The sequence below is a fragment of the Ignavibacteriales bacterium genome (genome assembly GCA_016214905.1).
Taxonomy (GTDB): domain Bacteria; phylum Bacteroidota; class Ignavibacteria; order UBA10030; family SZUA-254; genus PNNN01.
The window spans coordinates 869,152-887,361 of the sequence record JACRMQ010000007.1; the positions used below are offsets into that span (position 1 = coordinate 869,152).

At 38.8% G+C, this 18,210-nt stretch carries 12 protein-coding genes and 1 tRNA gene; 6 read left to right on the forward strand and 7 right to left on the reverse strand.

Translation table 11 applies throughout. The features are described 5' to 3' along the window. Window positions 1-4: 4 nt before the first annotated feature. The 3 genes from HZB59_10855 to HZB59_10865 are packed head-to-tail and all read right to left on the reverse strand — an operon-like array spanning window position 5 to window position 2,411. On the reverse strand, window positions 5-184 hold the full coding sequence (locus tag HZB59_10855) for a hypothetical protein (GenBank protein MBI5021924.1): 180 nt from the start codon (window positions 182-184) through the stop codon (window positions 5-7). A gap of 12 nt (window positions 185-196) precedes the next feature. Then, window positions 197-1,003: a CpsD/CapB family tyrosine-protein kinase gene (locus tag HZB59_10860; GenBank protein MBI5021925.1), complete on the reverse strand. Its 807-nt coding sequence runs from the start codon at window positions 1,001-1,003 to the stop codon at window positions 197-199. Window positions 1,004-1,061: 58 nt separating this feature from the next. Further along, on the reverse strand, window positions 1,062-2,411 hold the full coding sequence (locus tag HZB59_10865; GenBank protein MBI5021926.1) for a hypothetical protein: 1,350 nt from the start codon (window positions 2,409-2,411) through the stop codon (window positions 1,062-1,064). A gap of 516 nt (window positions 2,412-2,927) precedes the next feature. Here HZB59_10865 and HZB59_10870 point away from each other — a divergent pair. The 6 genes from HZB59_10870 (at window position 2,928) to HZB59_10895 (ending at window position 14,328) form a co-directional block, all read left to right on the forward strand. Continuing rightward, window positions 2,928-3,635, forward strand: coding sequence for a polysaccharide biosynthesis/export family protein (locus tag HZB59_10870; protein ID MBI5021927.1), 708 nt, complete (start codon window positions 2,928-2,930; stop codon window positions 3,633-3,635). Window positions 3,636-3,647: 12 nt separating this feature from the next. Beyond that, window positions 3,648-4,592: a hypothetical protein gene (locus HZB59_10875; GenBank protein MBI5021928.1), complete on the forward strand. Its 945-nt coding sequence runs from the start codon at window positions 3,648-3,650 to the stop codon at window positions 4,590-4,592. 14 nt (window positions 4,593-4,606) lie between these two features. After that, window positions 4,607-5,425, forward strand: coding sequence for a sigma 54-interacting transcriptional regulator (locus HZB59_10880; protein ID MBI5021929.1), 819 nt, complete (start codon window positions 4,607-4,609; stop codon window positions 5,423-5,425). A 90-nt stretch (window positions 5,426-5,515) separates the two neighbouring features. After that, on the forward strand, window positions 5,516-7,453 hold the full coding sequence (locus tag HZB59_10885) for a hypothetical protein (protein MBI5021930.1): 1,938 nt from the start codon (window positions 5,516-5,518) through the stop codon (window positions 7,451-7,453). Window positions 7,454-7,898: 445 nt separating this feature from the next. Then, on the forward strand, window positions 7,899-11,228 hold the full coding sequence (locus tag HZB59_10890) for a choice-of-anchor D domain-containing protein (protein MBI5021931.1): 3,330 nt from the start codon (window positions 7,899-7,901) through the stop codon (window positions 11,226-11,228). A 283-nt stretch (window positions 11,229-11,511) separates the two neighbouring features. Then, a complete protein-coding gene (locus HZB59_10895; protein ID MBI5021932.1) occupies window positions 11,512-14,328 on the forward strand; it encodes a T9SS type A sorting domain-containing protein in 2,817 nt (938 codons plus the stop codon). A 46-nt stretch (window positions 14,329-14,374) separates the two neighbouring features. On the opposite strand, the gene HZB59_10900 is transcribed toward HZB59_10895, so the two are convergent. The 4 genes from HZB59_10900 to HZB59_10915 all read right to left on the reverse strand — a co-directional run bounded on the left by HZB59_10900 (window position 14,375) and on the right by HZB59_10915 (window position 17,970). Then, on the reverse strand, window positions 14,375-15,724 hold the full coding sequence (locus HZB59_10900; GenBank protein ID MBI5021933.1) for a sigma-54-dependent Fis family transcriptional regulator: 1,350 nt from the start codon (window positions 15,722-15,724) through the stop codon (window positions 14,375-14,377). Between the two features lie 216 nt (window positions 15,725-15,940). Continuing rightward, complete coding sequence (locus HZB59_10905) at window positions 15,941-17,197, reverse strand: type II/IV secretion system protein (protein ID MBI5021934.1); 1,257 nt, start codon at window positions 17,195-17,197, stop codon at window positions 15,941-15,943. A gap of 10 nt (window positions 17,198-17,207) precedes the next feature. Beyond that, window positions 17,208-17,579, reverse strand: coding sequence for a response regulator (locus HZB59_10910; GenBank protein ID MBI5021935.1), 372 nt, complete (start codon window positions 17,577-17,579; stop codon window positions 17,208-17,210). A gap of 314 nt (window positions 17,580-17,893) precedes the next feature. Continuing rightward, window positions 17,894-17,970, reverse strand: a tRNA-Arg gene (locus HZB59_10915). Window positions 17,971-18,210 lie beyond the last annotated feature (240 nt).

Here is an 18,210-nt window from a genome sequence, read left to right on the forward strand (position 1 = left end):
ATTCCTACCTTAAAAATGTAGCGTCCGGTATTTGAAGCGAATACATCACATAAACAACAACCGCCACTTGAAGCATGGCGATTATTACGATTAAGATATGTTGTCTCCAATGATGTTGACGGATATGTTTTCCGATTATTACAACTATCATCAGGAGACCTAGTGTTCCGATAACTGCTATCATCTGTAAAACTGGTTAGTGATGTTCTTGAGGGAGATCGAATCTGTTCAACACGAAACCGAGCACTTGTCGTTCATTGATGCGCTGAAATATTGCATCCACTTCTTCCTTCTTAGTTTTTCCCGAGTGAACTACTACAACCAATCCGTGCAGTTGATTAGCAAAAAGTGTTGGCACGCAGACAGAGTTGATTGCCGGCATATCTACGATTATAAGTTCATAGTGCTGTTCAAGCGAATAGATTAAATCTCTGAATGCGGCGAGCTGATCAAGCCCCAGCATCGCCCGCGATGAAACGGGAGATGTGTCTTCGTGTATGGAATTATTTGCAAATAGATTTTCATGAGGGATAATTGTGCTGCCAGCCGTCAGCACATCTAAATTTTCTATCATTGTTCGTGACACATTGATCTCGGAAGATATCAAACCCTCTGTCAATCCCGGAGCTAAAGGAACTCCAAAAATCCTGTGGAGGTTCGGATTAGCCACATTGAGATCGACCAAAATAGTTTTTTTCTGGGACCCCATGGCGAACGAAACTGCCATGTTGCAACTGATCAAAGTTTTTCCTTCACCCAGTTTTGCGCTTGTTATGCCGAGAGTTAAATTAACGTTTTGATTATCGCGCGAGAGTAGAAAATAATTAAATGAATTGTAATATTTGTATTTTATTACAGATTCATCTATGAATTTCCCTGTTTCGGGATTGGTCACAACCGTTTTTATGAGACGAATTATTTTTTCATTTTTTTCATGACTCTCTGATTCGCCAATGTTTGGGTTAGCACCAGTGTGAGTCTGTTTTGATCCTGGATCTATCATTTATTATCTATTATTTATTAATATTTTTAGTCAATCAGCCGGAACGAAGTGTGTATTATCACTTTCGTTCCTCTTTGATGCCTTCGCCTATGAAAGCTATAATCGGCTTTTGATATACTTCAATATCTTTTGGAGCTCTAATCGTTGTATCGAGTAATTCTGCAAGTATAACCGAAAGAAATCCAAAAAAGATACTAACGCCCAATCCACCGAATACAATCATCGGACGATTGGGTTTTGTCGGGGTTATCGGTACTATTGGCGGATCTATTATAACAAATTGATTTGCACTCTTTAGACTCAGATCGCGAGAAGTACGGGCTTGCTCAAGCTTGACTTTCATCTCATCATACAATTTCCTGTAAATTGTGTAATCCGACTCCTTATCTCCACCCATTTGCTCGCTAATCGACGATTCCCTGATACCATCAATAATTTGTGTCTTGCGCGTTTCAAGTTCTGTTCGTGATGAATTGATCCTCTTGATTTCAGAATCAATTGAAGTTTTCATCCTTTCCAAGAGTTCCGGCAACTGTGATTCGATTTTTTGCACTTCGGGATATTGAGGAGTGTAACGCCTGAGGTAATCATCGTATTTTGACAACAGGGTGCGGAGTTCCAGCGCGAAAGGTATATCAAGACCCTGCAATTCATAAAGCGAATTTCGGCTTTCCTCAGTTTTCAAATTTAAAGATGAAGTACGAAGGGTATTGAATGCCTGGTGATTTGTTCTTAATTTGACGTCGAAATCTGCTATTTGTTTTTCAATGGTTTCCAATTGGCCATACAAAGTGCGACTCTCTGTCGGTAAAGAGCTAATTCGCCGGCCGATTATAGAAACAACTTGCCGCTGACTCAATTCAAACTTTTCTTTTATTTCAGCAAGTTTATTTTCGAAAAATTGAACTGACTGTTCCCCTCGCTGATTTTCAACTCCCATTAAAGTTTCAATGAAAAGCTTCGATAGAAGTTCAACAGCACGCTTCGCTCTTTGTGGATCGTCGTCCGTAAATGTAATTCTGAACGAGTCGGAACCGCGCTTCTCAGTTTCAATTAAGTTCGTAAGTGCATTTACAAGTTTTTGTCTTTTTTCTTCAGTCTGGGCTTTCTCTCCATACCCGAGGCTATCTATCAATTTCAGAAGCATAGTTCTGCTGTAGAGGATTTCATTGAATGTTCTAAGGCGGTCTTCAGACGCCATCGCTCTTGAAATTTCGTAGCCAAGCAAGAGGTTGGGGATTTCATCCCGTTGAACAAGTATTGTTGATGAAGATTCGAACTTTTGCGGAAGAAGCAGAGCACCGACTATGCTGATACTTGTGATGATAATTATTGGGATATAGAAAAATTTTCTCCTTCTTCGAAAGAGAGAAAATATTTCGTGTAATGTAAATTGTGCAGAACGCAATTTGATTTCCTTTAAGTGATGAAAATAATTTCAGGTAGCGCGTTTATTAAAGGCAACTAACATGCCATTAATGATCGTTTATAATTAAGTAAATTCGTGAAAATATTTGTTGTGGCAGATCACTTTTCTCAAACAATTCTCATAATTTTATTGTTCCAACCATGAAGTGGGAACTATTTACACGCTAAATTTAAAAATGCTCAATGCCAGCAAAACTCGAGTTATTCTTGTGTGTAAATTATTTACTTTTATCCATTATTCAATCATTTGGTCTACGAAAAATAAAAGAATCTTAACCGGATGAGCTCTAATTTCAAATCGGTGACCGATATCAACATTTATCAGATCTATAATTCGCACATTGTGGTGCCTTTAGGGATCAATTTTCGATATCATAATTGAATCCTATGGCATAGGATTTGCCAATTAGAATAGGCATCTACCAACTCCTCCTGTTAATTGATTTCTGAAACATCTCGTAAGGAGGAAAAATTTTCAACTAATTTATAAAGATTTATGATAAAACGAATAATATTATTTGGCATATCTGGTTTGTTTGTGATGATTATAGGGTGTTCACCTTCAGAAGAAATAGCGAAAGATAATCTGACACAAATTATCCGATCGGGTAGCCGTTCGATGCAAGTTGAAGCGCAATCGAGCGGTTATGTTATTAGGCAATCCGATCAGGTGCAAATTGCAGTTTGGGGATATCCTGAATTTAATTGTCAAGGACCCGTTAAAGAAAATGGTGCGGTCACTGTTCCTCTTTTAGGAGAGGTTGTCGCAGCGGGATTGACAAAAGAACAATTCACGGAACAATTGAAACAAAAACTTTCGGTATACATCCAGGGAGAAATTCAATTATCTGCAACGATCACAAGCGCGATTCCCCAAAAGATTGCCGTTCTTGGTGCAATAACAAATCAGAATAATTATCCTATTACAACGGATGTGACATTAATCGAAGTTCTTTCTGCCGCAGGCGGTACAACCATCGATTCTGATTTGAGGCATATCAGGATCATTCGCAATGGTATGAGCGATCAACCGATCGATGTTGATCTAACAGCTTATATAGAGAACGGAAATATTGAAGCTATTCCGATGGTTCGCCCAGGTGATACAGTATTTATACCCAAAAAATCGAACGTCATAAGGGAATTATCCGATTTTATGCGTGACGCCATATTTATTTTCGGTTTCTTCCGAATATTTAATTAACCGAGTGCCGAAATGAACAGTTCAAAAAGGATAATTTCATTCATATTCATCCAGTCAATGATTGGATGTTTATTCATTAACAGTCTGGATGCTCAAACGTTGTATTTTAATTCCAGACATGCACTTATCGGGGCTCGTGCAGCTTCGTTAGCTGATGCACTTGTTGCCGAAGCATACGATGCGAATACGATGTATTCGAATCCGGCGGCGCTTGTTCACTTAACAAAATCATCATTGGTTCTCAACCATAATCAAGAAAGATATTTCGATGGTATGACGGAAAATGTTGGCTTACCGGTGCGTACCGGTTTTTCAGAAGCAATGGTTTTTGGTTTGAGCGTAAGTCATATCGGATATTTAAAAAAGGTTACAACCACCAATATCCATCCATTCCAAATCGGTTATGATTTTGCATACGCGAAAGAAATAATGCCGACATTCAGCGTCGGTGCCAGGATCGGTGTCGATTATGGACAGGCAGGAAATACAAATTTGCTGGGTGCTTCAGCATCTCTGGGTATCTGCTATTCTCCTTCACCCGAAATAACATATGGTGCTGCGTACAACGGCATTGGAACAGGAATTCATTATAATATCAGCGGTGGAACAACTGCTATTAGGTCAGAGAAATTACCCCAAAGTTTGCAAGCGGGTGTTGCCATGCGGTACCCTGCAATTCCAAATCAGAATATCGTTACCGTGGCAATCTCCAACGAAAAAATTTTCGGGCAAACAGGTATTCAATACTCCGGTGGTGTCGAGATATATCCGATACAGTTTCTTGCTATTCGTGGCGGTTATACAGTGAAGAATCTGGATAAGTCTGCCAGAGTTGGCTTAGGTATACGTTCAGGTTATGGTAATTTTGATATTTCTATTTCACCAAGCCGTTCAACGGACCGGTCGATATTCATCACCGGTTCATTCATTCTTTGGAAAACAGAACAACGCTATTAGTGAAAGAAATCTATATGATTAGTTTGGTTACGCAAGAAGTTCTATCTGCCGATAGTCCGTCGGTTGAAGAATTATTAAAAAAGATTGAACCGATAATTTTAGGCGGCCTGGGCTTGATTATTGTTGGCGAAGAGGGGACGGAAAGAGAATACATTGCTTCACGAATACATCAGATAAGTGGTCGTGAACAACGTCTTTTCAGAAGATTCGATTGTAATTACAATTATCAATCTTTGTTAGAAAAAATAATATTTGGTTCGGAAGATTTAGCGCTGACCGGAGTTGAGATCAATCGCGGTACTCTTGAGAATGTTCATAAAGGTTCAATATATTTTGAAAATATTGAAAAATTATCGCCTCGAATGATATCTCGCTTAGTGAGAGAAGTTGAGAATCAACATTTTCGTCGGGTTGGCGGTGTTGAAGATATCCCATTAAACGTTCGGTTTTTTGCAGGAATGGATTCAAAGATCGTTAATAAATTGAATCCTGAGACCAACGAATTAATACATCGATTATTTCCTATTATCGTTAATTTTCCTCCTTTCAGAGAAAGAAAGAATGATATACTTTATTATTTAAGAAAATCGATCGAAAAGTATTCTTCTTCTCGTGTGATGAGCGATACGATTACTTCGGAGGAATTTCGCCAATTTGTACTAACTTATTCATGGCCGGGGAATCTTAAAGAATTTGATAATGTTATGAAAAATACTATATCAACTGCCGGATGGAAGAGTATCCGGATGGAGCATCTGCCTCCATATCTATATCAGCAATATTTGAGTAATAAACAGGTTTTTGCTATAAATTTTAACGAAGGATTAAATTGAATTTTAATGGGTAACTCGGATAAAAATATTTGTGCTTTGAACATTTTTTTTGTAAACTGTTAGGTAAGAAAGGGCTTTGGTGGGATTGTCATGTTATTACCTTTGATATTAATTTTTGTTATTCCTCTGATTTTATCGCTAGTTGTAACTCCGTATGTTATCGGATTCGCCGAGCATATCGGTGCGATGGATATGCCGAATGATCGGAAGGTACATAAATATCCGATACCGCGTCTGGGTGGAATAGCTATCTATATCAGTTTTTTTGCCGGGTTAATCTTTTCGTTGTATCTTCAACCATCAGTTCATCCGTTTGGCACCATCACTCCCAATACCGGAATAATGTTGGTAGTTTCTTTATCGATTGTTTTAATCCTGGGAATTTGGGATGATCTAAAACAATTAACGCCGGGCAAAAAATTTATTGGCCAGGTACTTGCTGCGTCGATTGTTTATTTTGCAGGGTTCCGTATCTCAACAATTACCTCTCCTATGGATTTCGCGTTATTAGATCTCGGCTTACTTGATTTCCCCGCTACAATTCTCTGGATCGTAGGAGTTACCAACGCTTTCAATCTGATAGACGGTTTAGATGGGCTCGCATCGGGAGTTGCTCTCATCGTTGCCATCACTATTTTCCTGATATCATTTATGAAGAATGATATCGGCTCTGCCATGTTGGCGCTATTACTTGCCGGTGCCGTGCTCGGATTTTTACGCTACAATTTTAACCGCGCCCGGATTTTTCTGGGGGATTCAGGATCTCTCTTCATCGGGTTTACACTTGCGATTTTATCGATGACAAGTTCCACTAAAGGATCAACCGCATTTTCAATTATCGTTCCGTTTCTCACACTTGGTCTACCGATCATGGATACTATGCTTGCCATGACGAGACGTTTCCTTCGCTCAATGTTCCCTGAACAAAAAGAATACAAGCCGTTCATACGAAAGATGTTAACATTATTCGATCCTGATAAAGGTCATATTCATCATCAATTGATTAACCTCGGCTTATCCCATCGTAAAGTTGTGTTACTTCTTTATGTGGTTTCTGTCGTATTCGGTATCGGAGCGTTCGCGGTAACTGTTACAAACACCTTGAGCGCTATACCAATTCTGATAGCGATCAGCGTTGCAACTATAGTTGGTGTTAGTCAATTGAAGTATAAAGAGATGGCTGTCTTACGTAACGGCTATCTGCTTCCGATATATAAAATGCAATTGATGAATAATACATTTTTCCTCGGTTTCCTCGATATCGCATTTATTATTATTTCTTTCGTATCTGCAACCGCGTTGGCATCAATAGGTCCATCTGGTCTGGCATATAATCAGAGTGTTTTTAAAACGATTATGCTAGTTTCGGGAATTCAATTGGTTATTTTTTATTTCAGCGGATTGTATAAAGGAACATTCCACCAGTGGGGGTTTGGCGATATATTGAAGATTATAAAAGTCGTTTCAATAGCAGTTGCGGCTACGTGGGGTACTTTTGCGCTCTTTCCAAAGATGGGTTTTCATTTTAGTATCACAATTTTAATTATCGATTTTTATCTTTTGATAACACTCGTTATGGGAACGAGGATATCGTATCAAATCCTGAATTATTTCTCGAAGCGCGGTGAACGCGGGAAGAAAAATGTCCTGATATACGGCGCCGATATTAAGGGCGGTCTCATGCTTCAGGAAATGGTGGATGACACCAGTTTGCAGATTTCACCTGTAGGATTTTTAGATGATGATCCGAGACTCGAAGGTAAAAGATTAAACGGTTATCCGATTTTCGGTGGCCATTGGAAATTAGAGCGCTTAATCAATACCAAAGGAATATCGGAAGTAATACTGAGTAACGACTCGATCAAGCCGACAATAATGAAGCGCTTAATTGAAATTGCCAGAAATCATAACATCGTTATTCGGAAATTTAAAGTTCGCTTCGAAGAAGTGTCAAGAATAGAACAAAAAACACAGGTTTTCGAAAATCGTCCTTCCGTTTCTGAGCGGAATAAAAAGCAGTCTGTTTAATTTTCGCTAACTAAAAATTAGTTGTATTTCGATGTTTAGCAATTCAATGCTATCCATCGAGATATATTTATTCATACCTCATTGCAAATATGCAATCTGCTTTACAAAAGATTGCTTAAAAGTATCTTCTTATCTAATTTCTACGAACCTTCCCAATTCAATTGGAAATTTATCTGAATTTTCCTCAATATTTTTTTCCACCCTATAGAATCCGATTCTGCGTGTATCTCCCTCATAAGCTGTAATTCTTAAGTTATCTAAAAATTTATCGGATAAATAAACAAGGAAACGTCTTTCAAAGATTCTCTATTTCGACAAATTGTTGAATAAAAGAGAAGCCAATTACCACATCTAAATCACAATATATCGTCCGCTGTGACATTTGTCAAAGTTTCATTGAAATCACATCGCTCATTCAGTACCTTTTAATTGAATGAAATAAGAAATGAAGAAAATGATGAATGGTATGTTAAATAAAATGATGAAAGTTGGCAAGATTCGAATGAAACATGTTTTAATGATGGTTTTTATTTTTGTTTTTTCATTATACTCGAACGCATTTGGAGGTGCGAAATCAGATTCAAATCCAATAAATATGAAAGTTAATTCCAATCCCACGATATGGATCTCCGGATATATCGCTTCTTGGACACTTCACATGGGCTCAGGTACAGATGGGAATTATGGCAATATGCCATATCAGGCAGTTGACCTTGATGCGATGACGCACGTAATAATGTTCGCTGCAGCCATCCAGTCGGATGGTACTTTAGCATATAATAATATTGTTACATCACGACGTAAACCATTCAACGATTATGTCCATTCGAAAGGGAAACCTGTTATATTATCTGCCGGTGGAGCTGGGAATACATCGTTTTCTACCGCCATCAGTGCAACATATAGATCAAATCTCGTTCACAATTTTATGGAGGCAATTCGTACTTATGAATATGATGGAATTGATATAGATATCGAGCCGGTAAATGCTTCTGATACAGCGAATATATCTCTATTTATAAAAGAATTATACGACTCATTGCAAACACATCACTCATATCACGATGTTTCAAAGAAACCATATTTAACATGCGCTGTCTACAATTTTGCAAGTTTGTGGGGAAGATTAAATCAATACTTCGATCAAATTAATTTGATGAGTTACGATTATTTCGGGACTTGGTTTGGTAAAAGTTGGCATAATAACGCGCCGTCCGCTCCATCAACCGATACAGATATTTATGGCGTGGTAATGACCACGGTTCAATCGAAAATGCAAAAATTTCTTGACGCGGGAATTCCCAAAAATAAATTCGGTGTAGGAATTGATTTCAACGGCTGGGTGTGGAAAGGCGGCTTACTTTCGGATGGATCCGGTAACGGAGTAACTGCGCCGCGACAAAGATGGTCAACTGCTCCAACGGTTGTGGGTGGTAAAGAAACACAATATTACGTTTTACGGAAAAAGTATATTGATACAGCCACAGTAAGTTATCATTATGATAATATCTGCAAAGTTCCATACATCGGAATCGACAGTGTTGGAAATTCATCCGATATTTATGTGACATATCAAGATACATCGACGATTCGCGAGATAATGAATCTTACAAAAGAAAATGGTATCGGTGGTTTAATACTTTGGGAAGTCGGTGGTGGTTATCTTGGTACAACTGATTTTCCTGTTGCTCAATATCCCAATTTAATACGTGACCCATTATTACGTGCCGTCAAGGAATCTTTTTTGGGTGGATTGCCGATTGTCGTTGTACCTCCCCAAGCTCCAATATTATCAGCACCAGCAAATAACAGCAACAACGTATCTATTAATCCATTGATGCAATGGAACTTTGCAGCCGGAGCGACGAACTATCGTTTACAGATTTCAAGTGATGTTTCGTTCACAAATTTGATTTTAGATGATTCAACTCTGTCTGCAACATCAAAACAGATTTCGAATCTGAACTATCTATCTTCTTACTATTGGAGAGCTAATGTTCGTAATACGGCAGGTACAAGTCAATGGTCTGAGACTTGGTCGTTCGTTACCGATTCTGAAAAAATAGTAATTCCACCGCCGCCGCCACCTGTGGACCCGGTTGAGGAATTAGTATACAATGATTCGTTAAATTCACCATGGAACAACGCATCGTGGAGTTCAACTATAACACTTAAGAGTACTGAAAACAAATATCAGGGATTATATTCGATAAAATCAATTCAAAACGCTTGGGGGGCATTGAGGTTTATAAGCGGTACCTGGGAATCGCCGAAGCCGATAACAACTTTGCCTGATCAGAGATTCAAGTTCAATTTCTATAATACAACCTCAGGTCTCACAATTAAAGTCTATTTTGCGAACATAGCAGGTGGAACTTTTCCACAATTCGTGTTCAAATCATTACCGGTGAATCAATGGGTGAGCGTAGATTTACCAGCCGATTCAATGAATCCGGGTGGATTAGATGTTCATTACATAGTCGTTCAAAATAACACTTCGATTGTTTCAACTTATTTTGTCGATGAAATCTCAATTGCGATCTCAGGAGCCCAGTCCCTTTCTTCAGTGCCGTTGATTGCTCCTGTAAATGAATCTATTCTATCTACAAATTCAATCGTTGTCAAATGGGATTCGGTTGTGGGTGCTTCACTCTATCATTTACAAGTATCGAAAGACACTACTTTCTCTTCAACCATATTTGAAGATTCACTTTGTTCGAATGTATCAAAAGAAATAACCGGACTCGATTGGAATGCGAAATATTATTGGAGGGTGCACGCTTCAAATCAAATAGTCGCAGGTGAATTTTCCAATGTGTGGAGTTTTACAACACCGGTGTCGAGCGTAAAATTAGTATTGTCGAAAACAAATATAAATTTTGGAAAAATAGTGATAGGTAAAGCTAAAGTCGATTCGGTTAGAATAAGTAATTCCGGCACCGATACACTCACGATAATAAGCTCTCAACTTTCATCCACATTCGCGGTAAATCCTTCGGTTATTCGTGTAAGCCCGGGTGTATCTAATACTGTGTTAGTTACTTTTAATTCGACTAAAAAAGGAACATACCAGGAGAATATTTTTCTTGAGTACGGCGTTCCAAAGAAATATGATACGATCAAAGTAAGCGGACAATCGGTTTTGCCACCGCGTAGCTTGCGCAATCCTCCGGGGTTAGCTTTTGTTGGTGTGGTTCCGGGATCACCGGTTGTTGAAAGCTTTTATATACAGAACGACGGTGAAGTTGACCTCGTCATAGATAACATCCATTCAACGATGGGATCGGTCTCGGTTTATCCGTTAACATTAACTGTAGCTCCGAACGACAGCCAGCAAATTACAGTAACTGCCTCAGTTTCCAATCCGTCAAATGAAACGGGGATGATTATTTTCACCGATAATAGCGTTAAGTCTCCGGATACGATGCAAGTTACCATCAATACAACAACCGGCGTAGAAGAAGAATTAACTCCGGCAGAGTATTCATTGAACCAGAATTATCCCAACCCGTTTAATCCTTCCACCACTATCAATTATACTTTGCCTGCCGAAAGCAGAGTGAAGCTGACTCTTTATAATCTTTTAGGTCAGGTGGTGGATGTTTTGGTCAATGAGGTTCAACCATCAGGCGTGTACAATGTTGTTTGGAATGCTAATAATGCGATAACGAACTCTCTTGCTTCTGAAATTTACTTTTATAAAATTGAAGCGGTAAAAATAAATAATCCAACCGACATGTTCACCTTCTCACGTAAAATGATTTTGATCAAGTGATTTAGCCGTAATAAATTTCCTATCATAATCAATAAATGCCTGAGCCACAAAACTCAGGCATTATTTTTACGGACTTTCGTAATAAAGTTTGATAATAACACACGAGGAAAAACTTCCGCTTGGAACCTGAATTGTATTAATTTCTGTTAAGGGATTATAAAGTATTGGAATTCTGCTTTAATTTGATTAGTTTTATTGAAATGCTTTTCTCGTCTACTGATAATTTTGAATAAATGAAAAATAAAATCAACAAATATACAATCTATTTCATGGGGATAATTGAATGAAATATATCAATTTCGTTTTCCTCTTACTGATCTGTATATCCGCGAACGGCTACTCTTCCGGTAACAGCAATCAGAATAGGTTATCAGCAATTCGCTCACCGAATCAGGTAACATCCTCATTATGGGTAACCGCATATTTACCATCGTGGGAATTGAATATGGGTGCGGGAACCACTGGCAATTACGGAAATCTACCTGTAACAAATATAGACTGGTCGGCATTTACCCACGTCATAATGTTCGCCTGCGGTCCAACTTCGAACGGAACTCTATCTTTTGGGAATTTACTTCCCTCCCGACGTAAACCATTCAACGATATTGCACATGCAAACGGAACACCTGTATTGCTCGCTGTCGGTGGAGCCGGAGGAGAAGTCTGGGGTGATGCATGCAATCCCGGAACGATAGATATTTTTCTAAAAAATGTTCTTAACGAATTAGACATAAATCAGTACGATGGTATTGATTTAGACATTGAACCTTTCAGAAATACCGGCACCGTGAACGATACAACCAGGGTTGGTCCGTTCATTCGCAGATTATACGACTCATTACAAGTAAGAAGACAATACGCAGACCCAGCAAAAAAACCGATTCTCACTACCGCAATACTTTCAGGGTGGGCGGGTGAATGGTGGGCAAAACACGAATGGATGTTCGATCAAATTAATATCATGACATATGATATGGCACAATCTATGGGATGGGGAGTTGATAGAACCTGGCATAATAACGCGGTCTTCTCTCCACCGCCGCCGACCGGAACAAATTTATATTACACTTCAATTCAATCGCGATGGATTGATCAGTTGTATAAAAGAGGTGGAAAGAATAAGAGTAAATATGGAGTTGGAATTGATTTTAATGGATCGTTATACAAAGGCGGTGTAACAATCGCGAATCCGAATGAAGGAGTATCTGAGCCGATGCAAAGATGGCAAACCGCTCCGGCATTCTCCTGGGATTATGATTTTGATCTTATGTATAAAACATATCTTGATACTGCAACATCCGCAGTGAAAAGATACGATGCGGTCCATGAAGCAGCATATTTAAAAATTGTAGTCCCACCCCAATATGCAAGCGATCCAACTCAACCATGGTTGGATGAAACATATTTATCTTATACCGATTCCAGACAGATAAATCGGATTGTTCAATTTGCGCACGATTCGAGTGCGGGCGGTATAATTATATGGAATATCGGAGAAGGGTATCTGCCAAGTCAATATCTTGAACGTGACCGGATGCTTCAAGCAGTAAAAAATGCCGTATTTAAGATAGCACCTCCACCGCCTAAATTTCAACCACGTATCAGAGGAGAAATATTTTTCGATAGAGAATCCAACGGTGTGAAGAACAGCTCTGATCCTTTAATGCCCGGATGGAAAGTTAGTTTGTCTGGTCCGGCAGGAGTGCAAACTGTTTTAACCGATTCATCCGGGAAATACGAATTCGATTCTTTGCAAATGGGAGAATATACAATCACTCTTGAAGTAAAGAATTTGTGGAGCCCGACTTTTCCGCTTCCTGCCGGTCAAATCACATATACCACTCAATTGCTTAATGATACATCTGTTTCGGTTTGTGATTTCGGTTTATATTCATCAAATGTAAGAAGTGTCCAGTACGGTTCAGGTTGGAGTGCAGTATCACTACCGCTTAATGTTCCTGATCTACGAACAGGGAGTGTATTTCCTCTTGCATCAAGTACTGCTTTTTCGTATTTGAGTTCGTATATCCCCGAAGATTTGTTACAGTTCGGAACCGGTTATCTGGTAAAATTTCGTTCAAAACACACACTCTGGACAGCAGGGTATAATATCGATGATATCGTGATTCCTGTGAACGAAGGTTGGAACATTATTGGTTCCATTTCAACCCCTATTCCGTTGAGTTCTGTAGGAACCTCTCCGGGTGGAATACTAACTTCTCCGATATATTCATTTGATAATGCTGGTTATGATTTTACCGATTCGATTATCCCGGGAAAAGGATACTGGATCAGAGCATCTCAACCGGGCGAAATTCATTTATCTAAGTCCGCGAATCAATCTTTCAGTAAATTCAATGATATCAAATCATTCACCGATGTGATGCACTCGATCACGTTTGAATCGGCATCGTTAGAATCGAGAAAAGTATATTTTTCAAATAATGCTCTTGAAAATAATATCGAGGATAAAACATATTACGAACTTCCATCGATAGAAGGTATGGGAGATTTTTTCGATGTTCGTTTTTCTGTTGAAGGAAGTTTGAACGGAGGATTAGTCGGTTTTTTTAGTGATGGGGCTACCGCGGAAGAGAAATTACAGATCAGTCTCACGGCAGTTCGGTATCCCCTTATTTTGAGATATAAAATCGAAAATGATACGAGATACAGATATGAAATTGAAACACAAGACAAAACGGTATACCCGGTGGAAGACTATACTGAAATTCAGATCAACAAACCGATAAAGCAACCTGCTCTGTCGTCTGAATTGATATGGTTGAAACGCAAACAAATTAGTTCAACCGATCAACAGCCAAAAACTTTCTCGCTGAATCAGAATTATCCGAATCCGTTCAACAACGGAACAGTTATAAAATTCGATCTTCCAAACGATGGTAATGTAACATTGGACGTCTATAATATATTAGGTGAAAAAGTTGCGGTTCTCGCGAGCGGTTATTTCGCCTCAGGGGATCATGCAAGAAAATTCGAGGGCGATAATCTTCCAAGTGGTTTATATCTGTACAAAATATCGTACCGAGATAAGTCTAATTCTTACTACACCGAAACGAAGCGGATGCTTCTGCTAAAATAAAAGATCGATTCATCTAACGATGATCGATTTTTACCATACCTTTAATTTATTCCAACTGATAACTCGATAACTTGTTGTGTAAAGTTTTACGGCTGATGCCAAGAATTTTTGCCGCTTTAGCTTTATTGTTACCTGTGGAAACGAGAGTTTGAAGAAACAGTATCCGTTCCGCTTCATGCGCCGTGCAACCGATCGGTATACTGATGCTTGTCTGAAGTGTCGGCTGTAGAAGTAATCTTTGCGGTAAATAATGAGTGTTAATAATCTGGTGGTTGCAAATTACAATTGCTCGCTCTACTATATTCCTGAGCTCGCGTATATTACCGGGCCAATGGTAAAGCATCATCAGTTCAATAGCGTCTTCAGAAAAACGTTGAGTCGGTTTATCGTATTTAGCTGCAAATATTTTTAAAAAATAATCGACGAGCAAAGGAACATCTTCTTTTCGTTCTCTAAGAGGAGGGATGTATATTTCAATGACACTTAAACGGTAATATAAATCTTCACGAAGTTCTTTTGATTTTATAGCTTCGCTGATATTTTTATTTGTTGCGGCAACCATTCTAACATCAACATTAATTTCTTCTTTACCGCCCAGCCGTCTGAATTTTTGAGTTTCTATTACACGTAACAGCTTCGCCTGTGTTTCAAGACTCATCTCGGCGATTTCATCTAAAAGGAGTGTACCTCCGTTCGCCATTTCAAAACAACCTGCTTTTTTTTGTAAAGCACCTGTGAAAGCGCCTTTCTCGTGTCCGAATAACTCGTTCTCAATAACATCTTTTGGAAGCGTCGCGCAATTAAGAGCATGAAATTGTTTCTCAGCTCGCTTGCTGTGCCGGTGAATAAGGTTGGCAACAACCTCTTTACCGGTGCCGCTTTCTCCGCTGATGAGCACTGTCGTTTCAGATTTTGCCACAAGCCGGATTGCCGATCGAATTTCTGAAATTGCAGCGCTTTTTCCGATCAAATTAATATTATTATCCGACAGGATTATTTGCTGTTCCTCTGAACCATCAGCGAAAAGAAAAGATTCTTTAGATGATGTCAGTTTTACCACCGATTCAATTAACCTGGGATCGGTTAAATCTCCGATTATATAATCTGTTGCTCCTGCTTTCATCAATCGGACGGCATCTGATATTGAGCCGTTTATTGTACTTACTAATATTTTAATATTTAATTTTTGTTTTAAGATGAAATCAGAAATCGATAACGCCGCCTCAAAGTTTTGATTGTATCGAATAATACAGGATGAGTAACTGCAAGAATTTAGTTGAGATAAAGCTTCGTTATAGGATGAAGTGGAATGAACAAGTATATCTGTGCTGTTCAATTTAGCCTGCAGTTCGGCGCAAGATTCATTTTCAAGCGTTATCAATAAAATCGGTTCCATAGTCGTATAAATCTCCAGTCAAGAATCATTTAGTCGATCAAATAAGCAATAACTCTGTACAATGTAAATAAGTTCGTGTTTAAAATGAAATGGCAAGTTTTTGAAGAATTACTCTTCAACCCTTTATAAAAACATCCATGCATCAATCTATTTCCCGACCGTTAATATTACCCGCTGAATATTCAAGACGCAGTACGAAAATCGAGATAATTTTATTTAGCCGAGAGCGCGGTAAAATTCAGAAATTGTTGTAATCCCGGCTTTAACTTTATGAATACCGTCTTGAAAAACACTTTCAAAACCGGACGTGCGTGCAGATTCTTTGATTTTTAAAATTGAAGCATGTTGATAGATCAAATCGCGCATTTGGTCGTTAAGTACGAGGACTTCTTGAATGGCTGATCGTCCATAGTATCCGGAGTTATCGCATTTTTCGCATCCTTTACCATGATAGAATTTAGCTCCGGCTGCATGCATGTTGACAAATGATAAATCGTTCGCGCTGGTCGGTTGATATTCTTCTTTACATGCTGGGCAAATTTTACGAATAAGTTGTTGATACACCGCGCCTATTAAAGTGGATGCGAGCCAATATGGCGGTACGCCGATACTTATTAACCGGAAGATTGCACCGATTGCACTATCGGATAATATCGTACTTAATACGAGATTACCGGTAAGTGCCGCTTCTGCAGCTACGATGCCTGTTTCTGCCTCACGAATTTCGCCGAGCATAATGATATTGGGATTCTGCCGCAGAATGGCGCGAAGAGCATCGACGTATGTGAAAGTCTTATCGGATGAAGTGCTTACCTGAGAAGCGAAGTCTAGTTTATACTCTACCGGATTTTCGACCGTAAAAATATTTTTTTCAACACTTTGGATATCGTTTACCGCTGCATATGTTGTCGTTGTTTTCCCTGAACCGGTAGGTCCGGTAACGATGAACAAACCGTTAGGGCGACGAAGCAAATTGCGGACCTTGATAAGATTTTCGTCTCTGAATCCGAGTTCATCCAAGCTTGTAACGCGGGCATTCTTTGCGAGGATCCTTAGAGCGATTCGCTCCCCAAACATAACCGGTATCGTACTTATTCGAATATCGAATTGGTTGAGACCAACATTGAGTGAGAATCGGCCGTCTTGAGGTTTTTTCTTTTCAAACGCGTTTAACGCGCCTTTTGTTTTCAGAACATTTGCCAGATTATCGGAAATCTCACGTGGTAAAGAGACTAATCTTTTTAGAACACCTTCAAAACCGTAACGGATTCTAAGTTCTGTATCAGTTGGTTCAAAATGAATATCGGTTGCTTCACTTTTTACCGCGCGAAGAAGAATTTCATCAACCATAACTTCGGCTGTCGGGACCTTCCCGGTTCGGAAAAGATCTCGAATTTTATCTTTAGCAAAGGAACTTATATCGAATTGTTCTAAGTTTACTTTGCTCGGTATGTTTTTGAAATCATCAATCATGTTAGCCCGATCAATTTTCTTGGAGAACTCGTTCTACTGTAGATAATATATCTTCAATTTTGTATGGCTTGCCGATAAAATCTTTCGCTCCGAATTCTTTCGCTTCCATGGCATGTTTTAAGTCGGCATACCCGGTGAGCATGATAGCTTTAATATTGGGTGCGTGTTCCTGTAAATATTTTAAAACCTGTATCCCGTTGACGTTCGGCATTTGAATATCAAGGAGAACGAGATGGTAACCTCCGAACTTAAGCGCATTAATGGCTTCTTCACCATCACAAGCTTCAGACACTTCATAACCGGCTCCGGCAAGCACATGGTTTAATAACATTCGTAAATCGGGTTCATCATCTACAATTAGAAGTCGTTTTTTCTCTATCACTGTTTATAAGCTCCTATTTATTAACGCATTTTTAAGTAATGGCAAGGTAAAGAAAACGATTGTTAAAATCAAGAAGTGATGTGTTATGGATCGAAATTGTTTTGAATATTTAATAATAATGGGGATTTCATTTTATCGAATTTATTGCCTTGGTAAGAATTCGTTCAGAAATACTAAAATTCGTATTTGAGGGGAATTTAAATAACCGTCTTACTTTTACAGTATAGAATCTTTTTTAGTTTTATAGTTTGGGAAATGGTGGATCGATCGCTGTTAAAGACGCTTATAAACCATTTCTCTCGGACTGACTGATTTGGTGCGCCAGAAGGGAGTCGAACCCCTAACCCTCAGCTCCGTAGGCTGATGCTCTATCCAGTTGAGCTACTGGCGCGTTGTTTTGAAGAAAGTTAATCAGATTTTATATGAATATTCTGCAAAGACCTAATAATAGTAAGGAAAAGTTCTGACTTTTCAAAAAAAGTGATATTTCCTTGCGATCTGTTTTCAATTTTGGGTTCGATGGTCGATATTAGACGTGATTATTGTACGATTTTCGGCTCATTGTGAGGTTTCGCACACTATAGATTGATTCTTTATGGTAGATTTAATACGTTCTTATGTGTAATTTTGT

Excerpts from the sequence above, each read along its gene's own strand:
- HZB59_10875 (MBI5021928.1), top strand. The coding sequence starts at position 3,648 with ATGAACAGTTCAAAAAGGATAATTTCATTCATATTCATCCAGTCAATG.
- HZB59_10900 (MBI5021933.1), bottom strand. The coding sequence starts at position 15,724 with ATGGAACCGATTTTATTGATAACGCTTGAAAATGAATCTTGCGCCGAA.
- HZB59_10860 (MBI5021925.1), bottom strand. The coding sequence starts at position 1,003 with ATGATAGATCCAGGATCAAAACAGACTCACACTGGTGCTAACCCAAAC.
- HZB59_10870 (MBI5021927.1), top strand. The coding sequence starts at position 2,928 with ATGATAAAACGAATAATATTATTTGGCATATCTGGTTTGTTTGTGATG.
- HZB59_10895 (MBI5021932.1), top strand. The coding sequence starts at position 11,512 with ATGAAATATATCAATTTCGTTTTCCTCTTACTGATCTGTATATCCGCG.
- HZB59_10905 (MBI5021934.1), bottom strand. The coding sequence starts at position 17,197 with ATGATTGATGATTTCAAAAACATACCGAGCAAAGTAAACTTAGAACAA.
- HZB59_10855 (MBI5021924.1), bottom strand. The coding sequence starts at position 184 with ATGATAGCAGTTATCGGAACACTAGGTCTCCTGATGATAGTTGTAATA.
- HZB59_10885 (MBI5021930.1), top strand. The coding sequence starts at position 5,516 with ATGTTATTACCTTTGATATTAATTTTTGTTATTCCTCTGATTTTATCG.
- HZB59_10880 (MBI5021929.1), top strand. The coding sequence starts at position 4,607 with ATGATTAGTTTGGTTACGCAAGAAGTTCTATCTGCCGATAGTCCGTCG.
- HZB59_10890 (MBI5021931.1), top strand. The coding sequence starts at position 7,899 with ATGAAGAAAATGATGAATGGTATGTTAAATAAAATGATGAAAGTTGGC.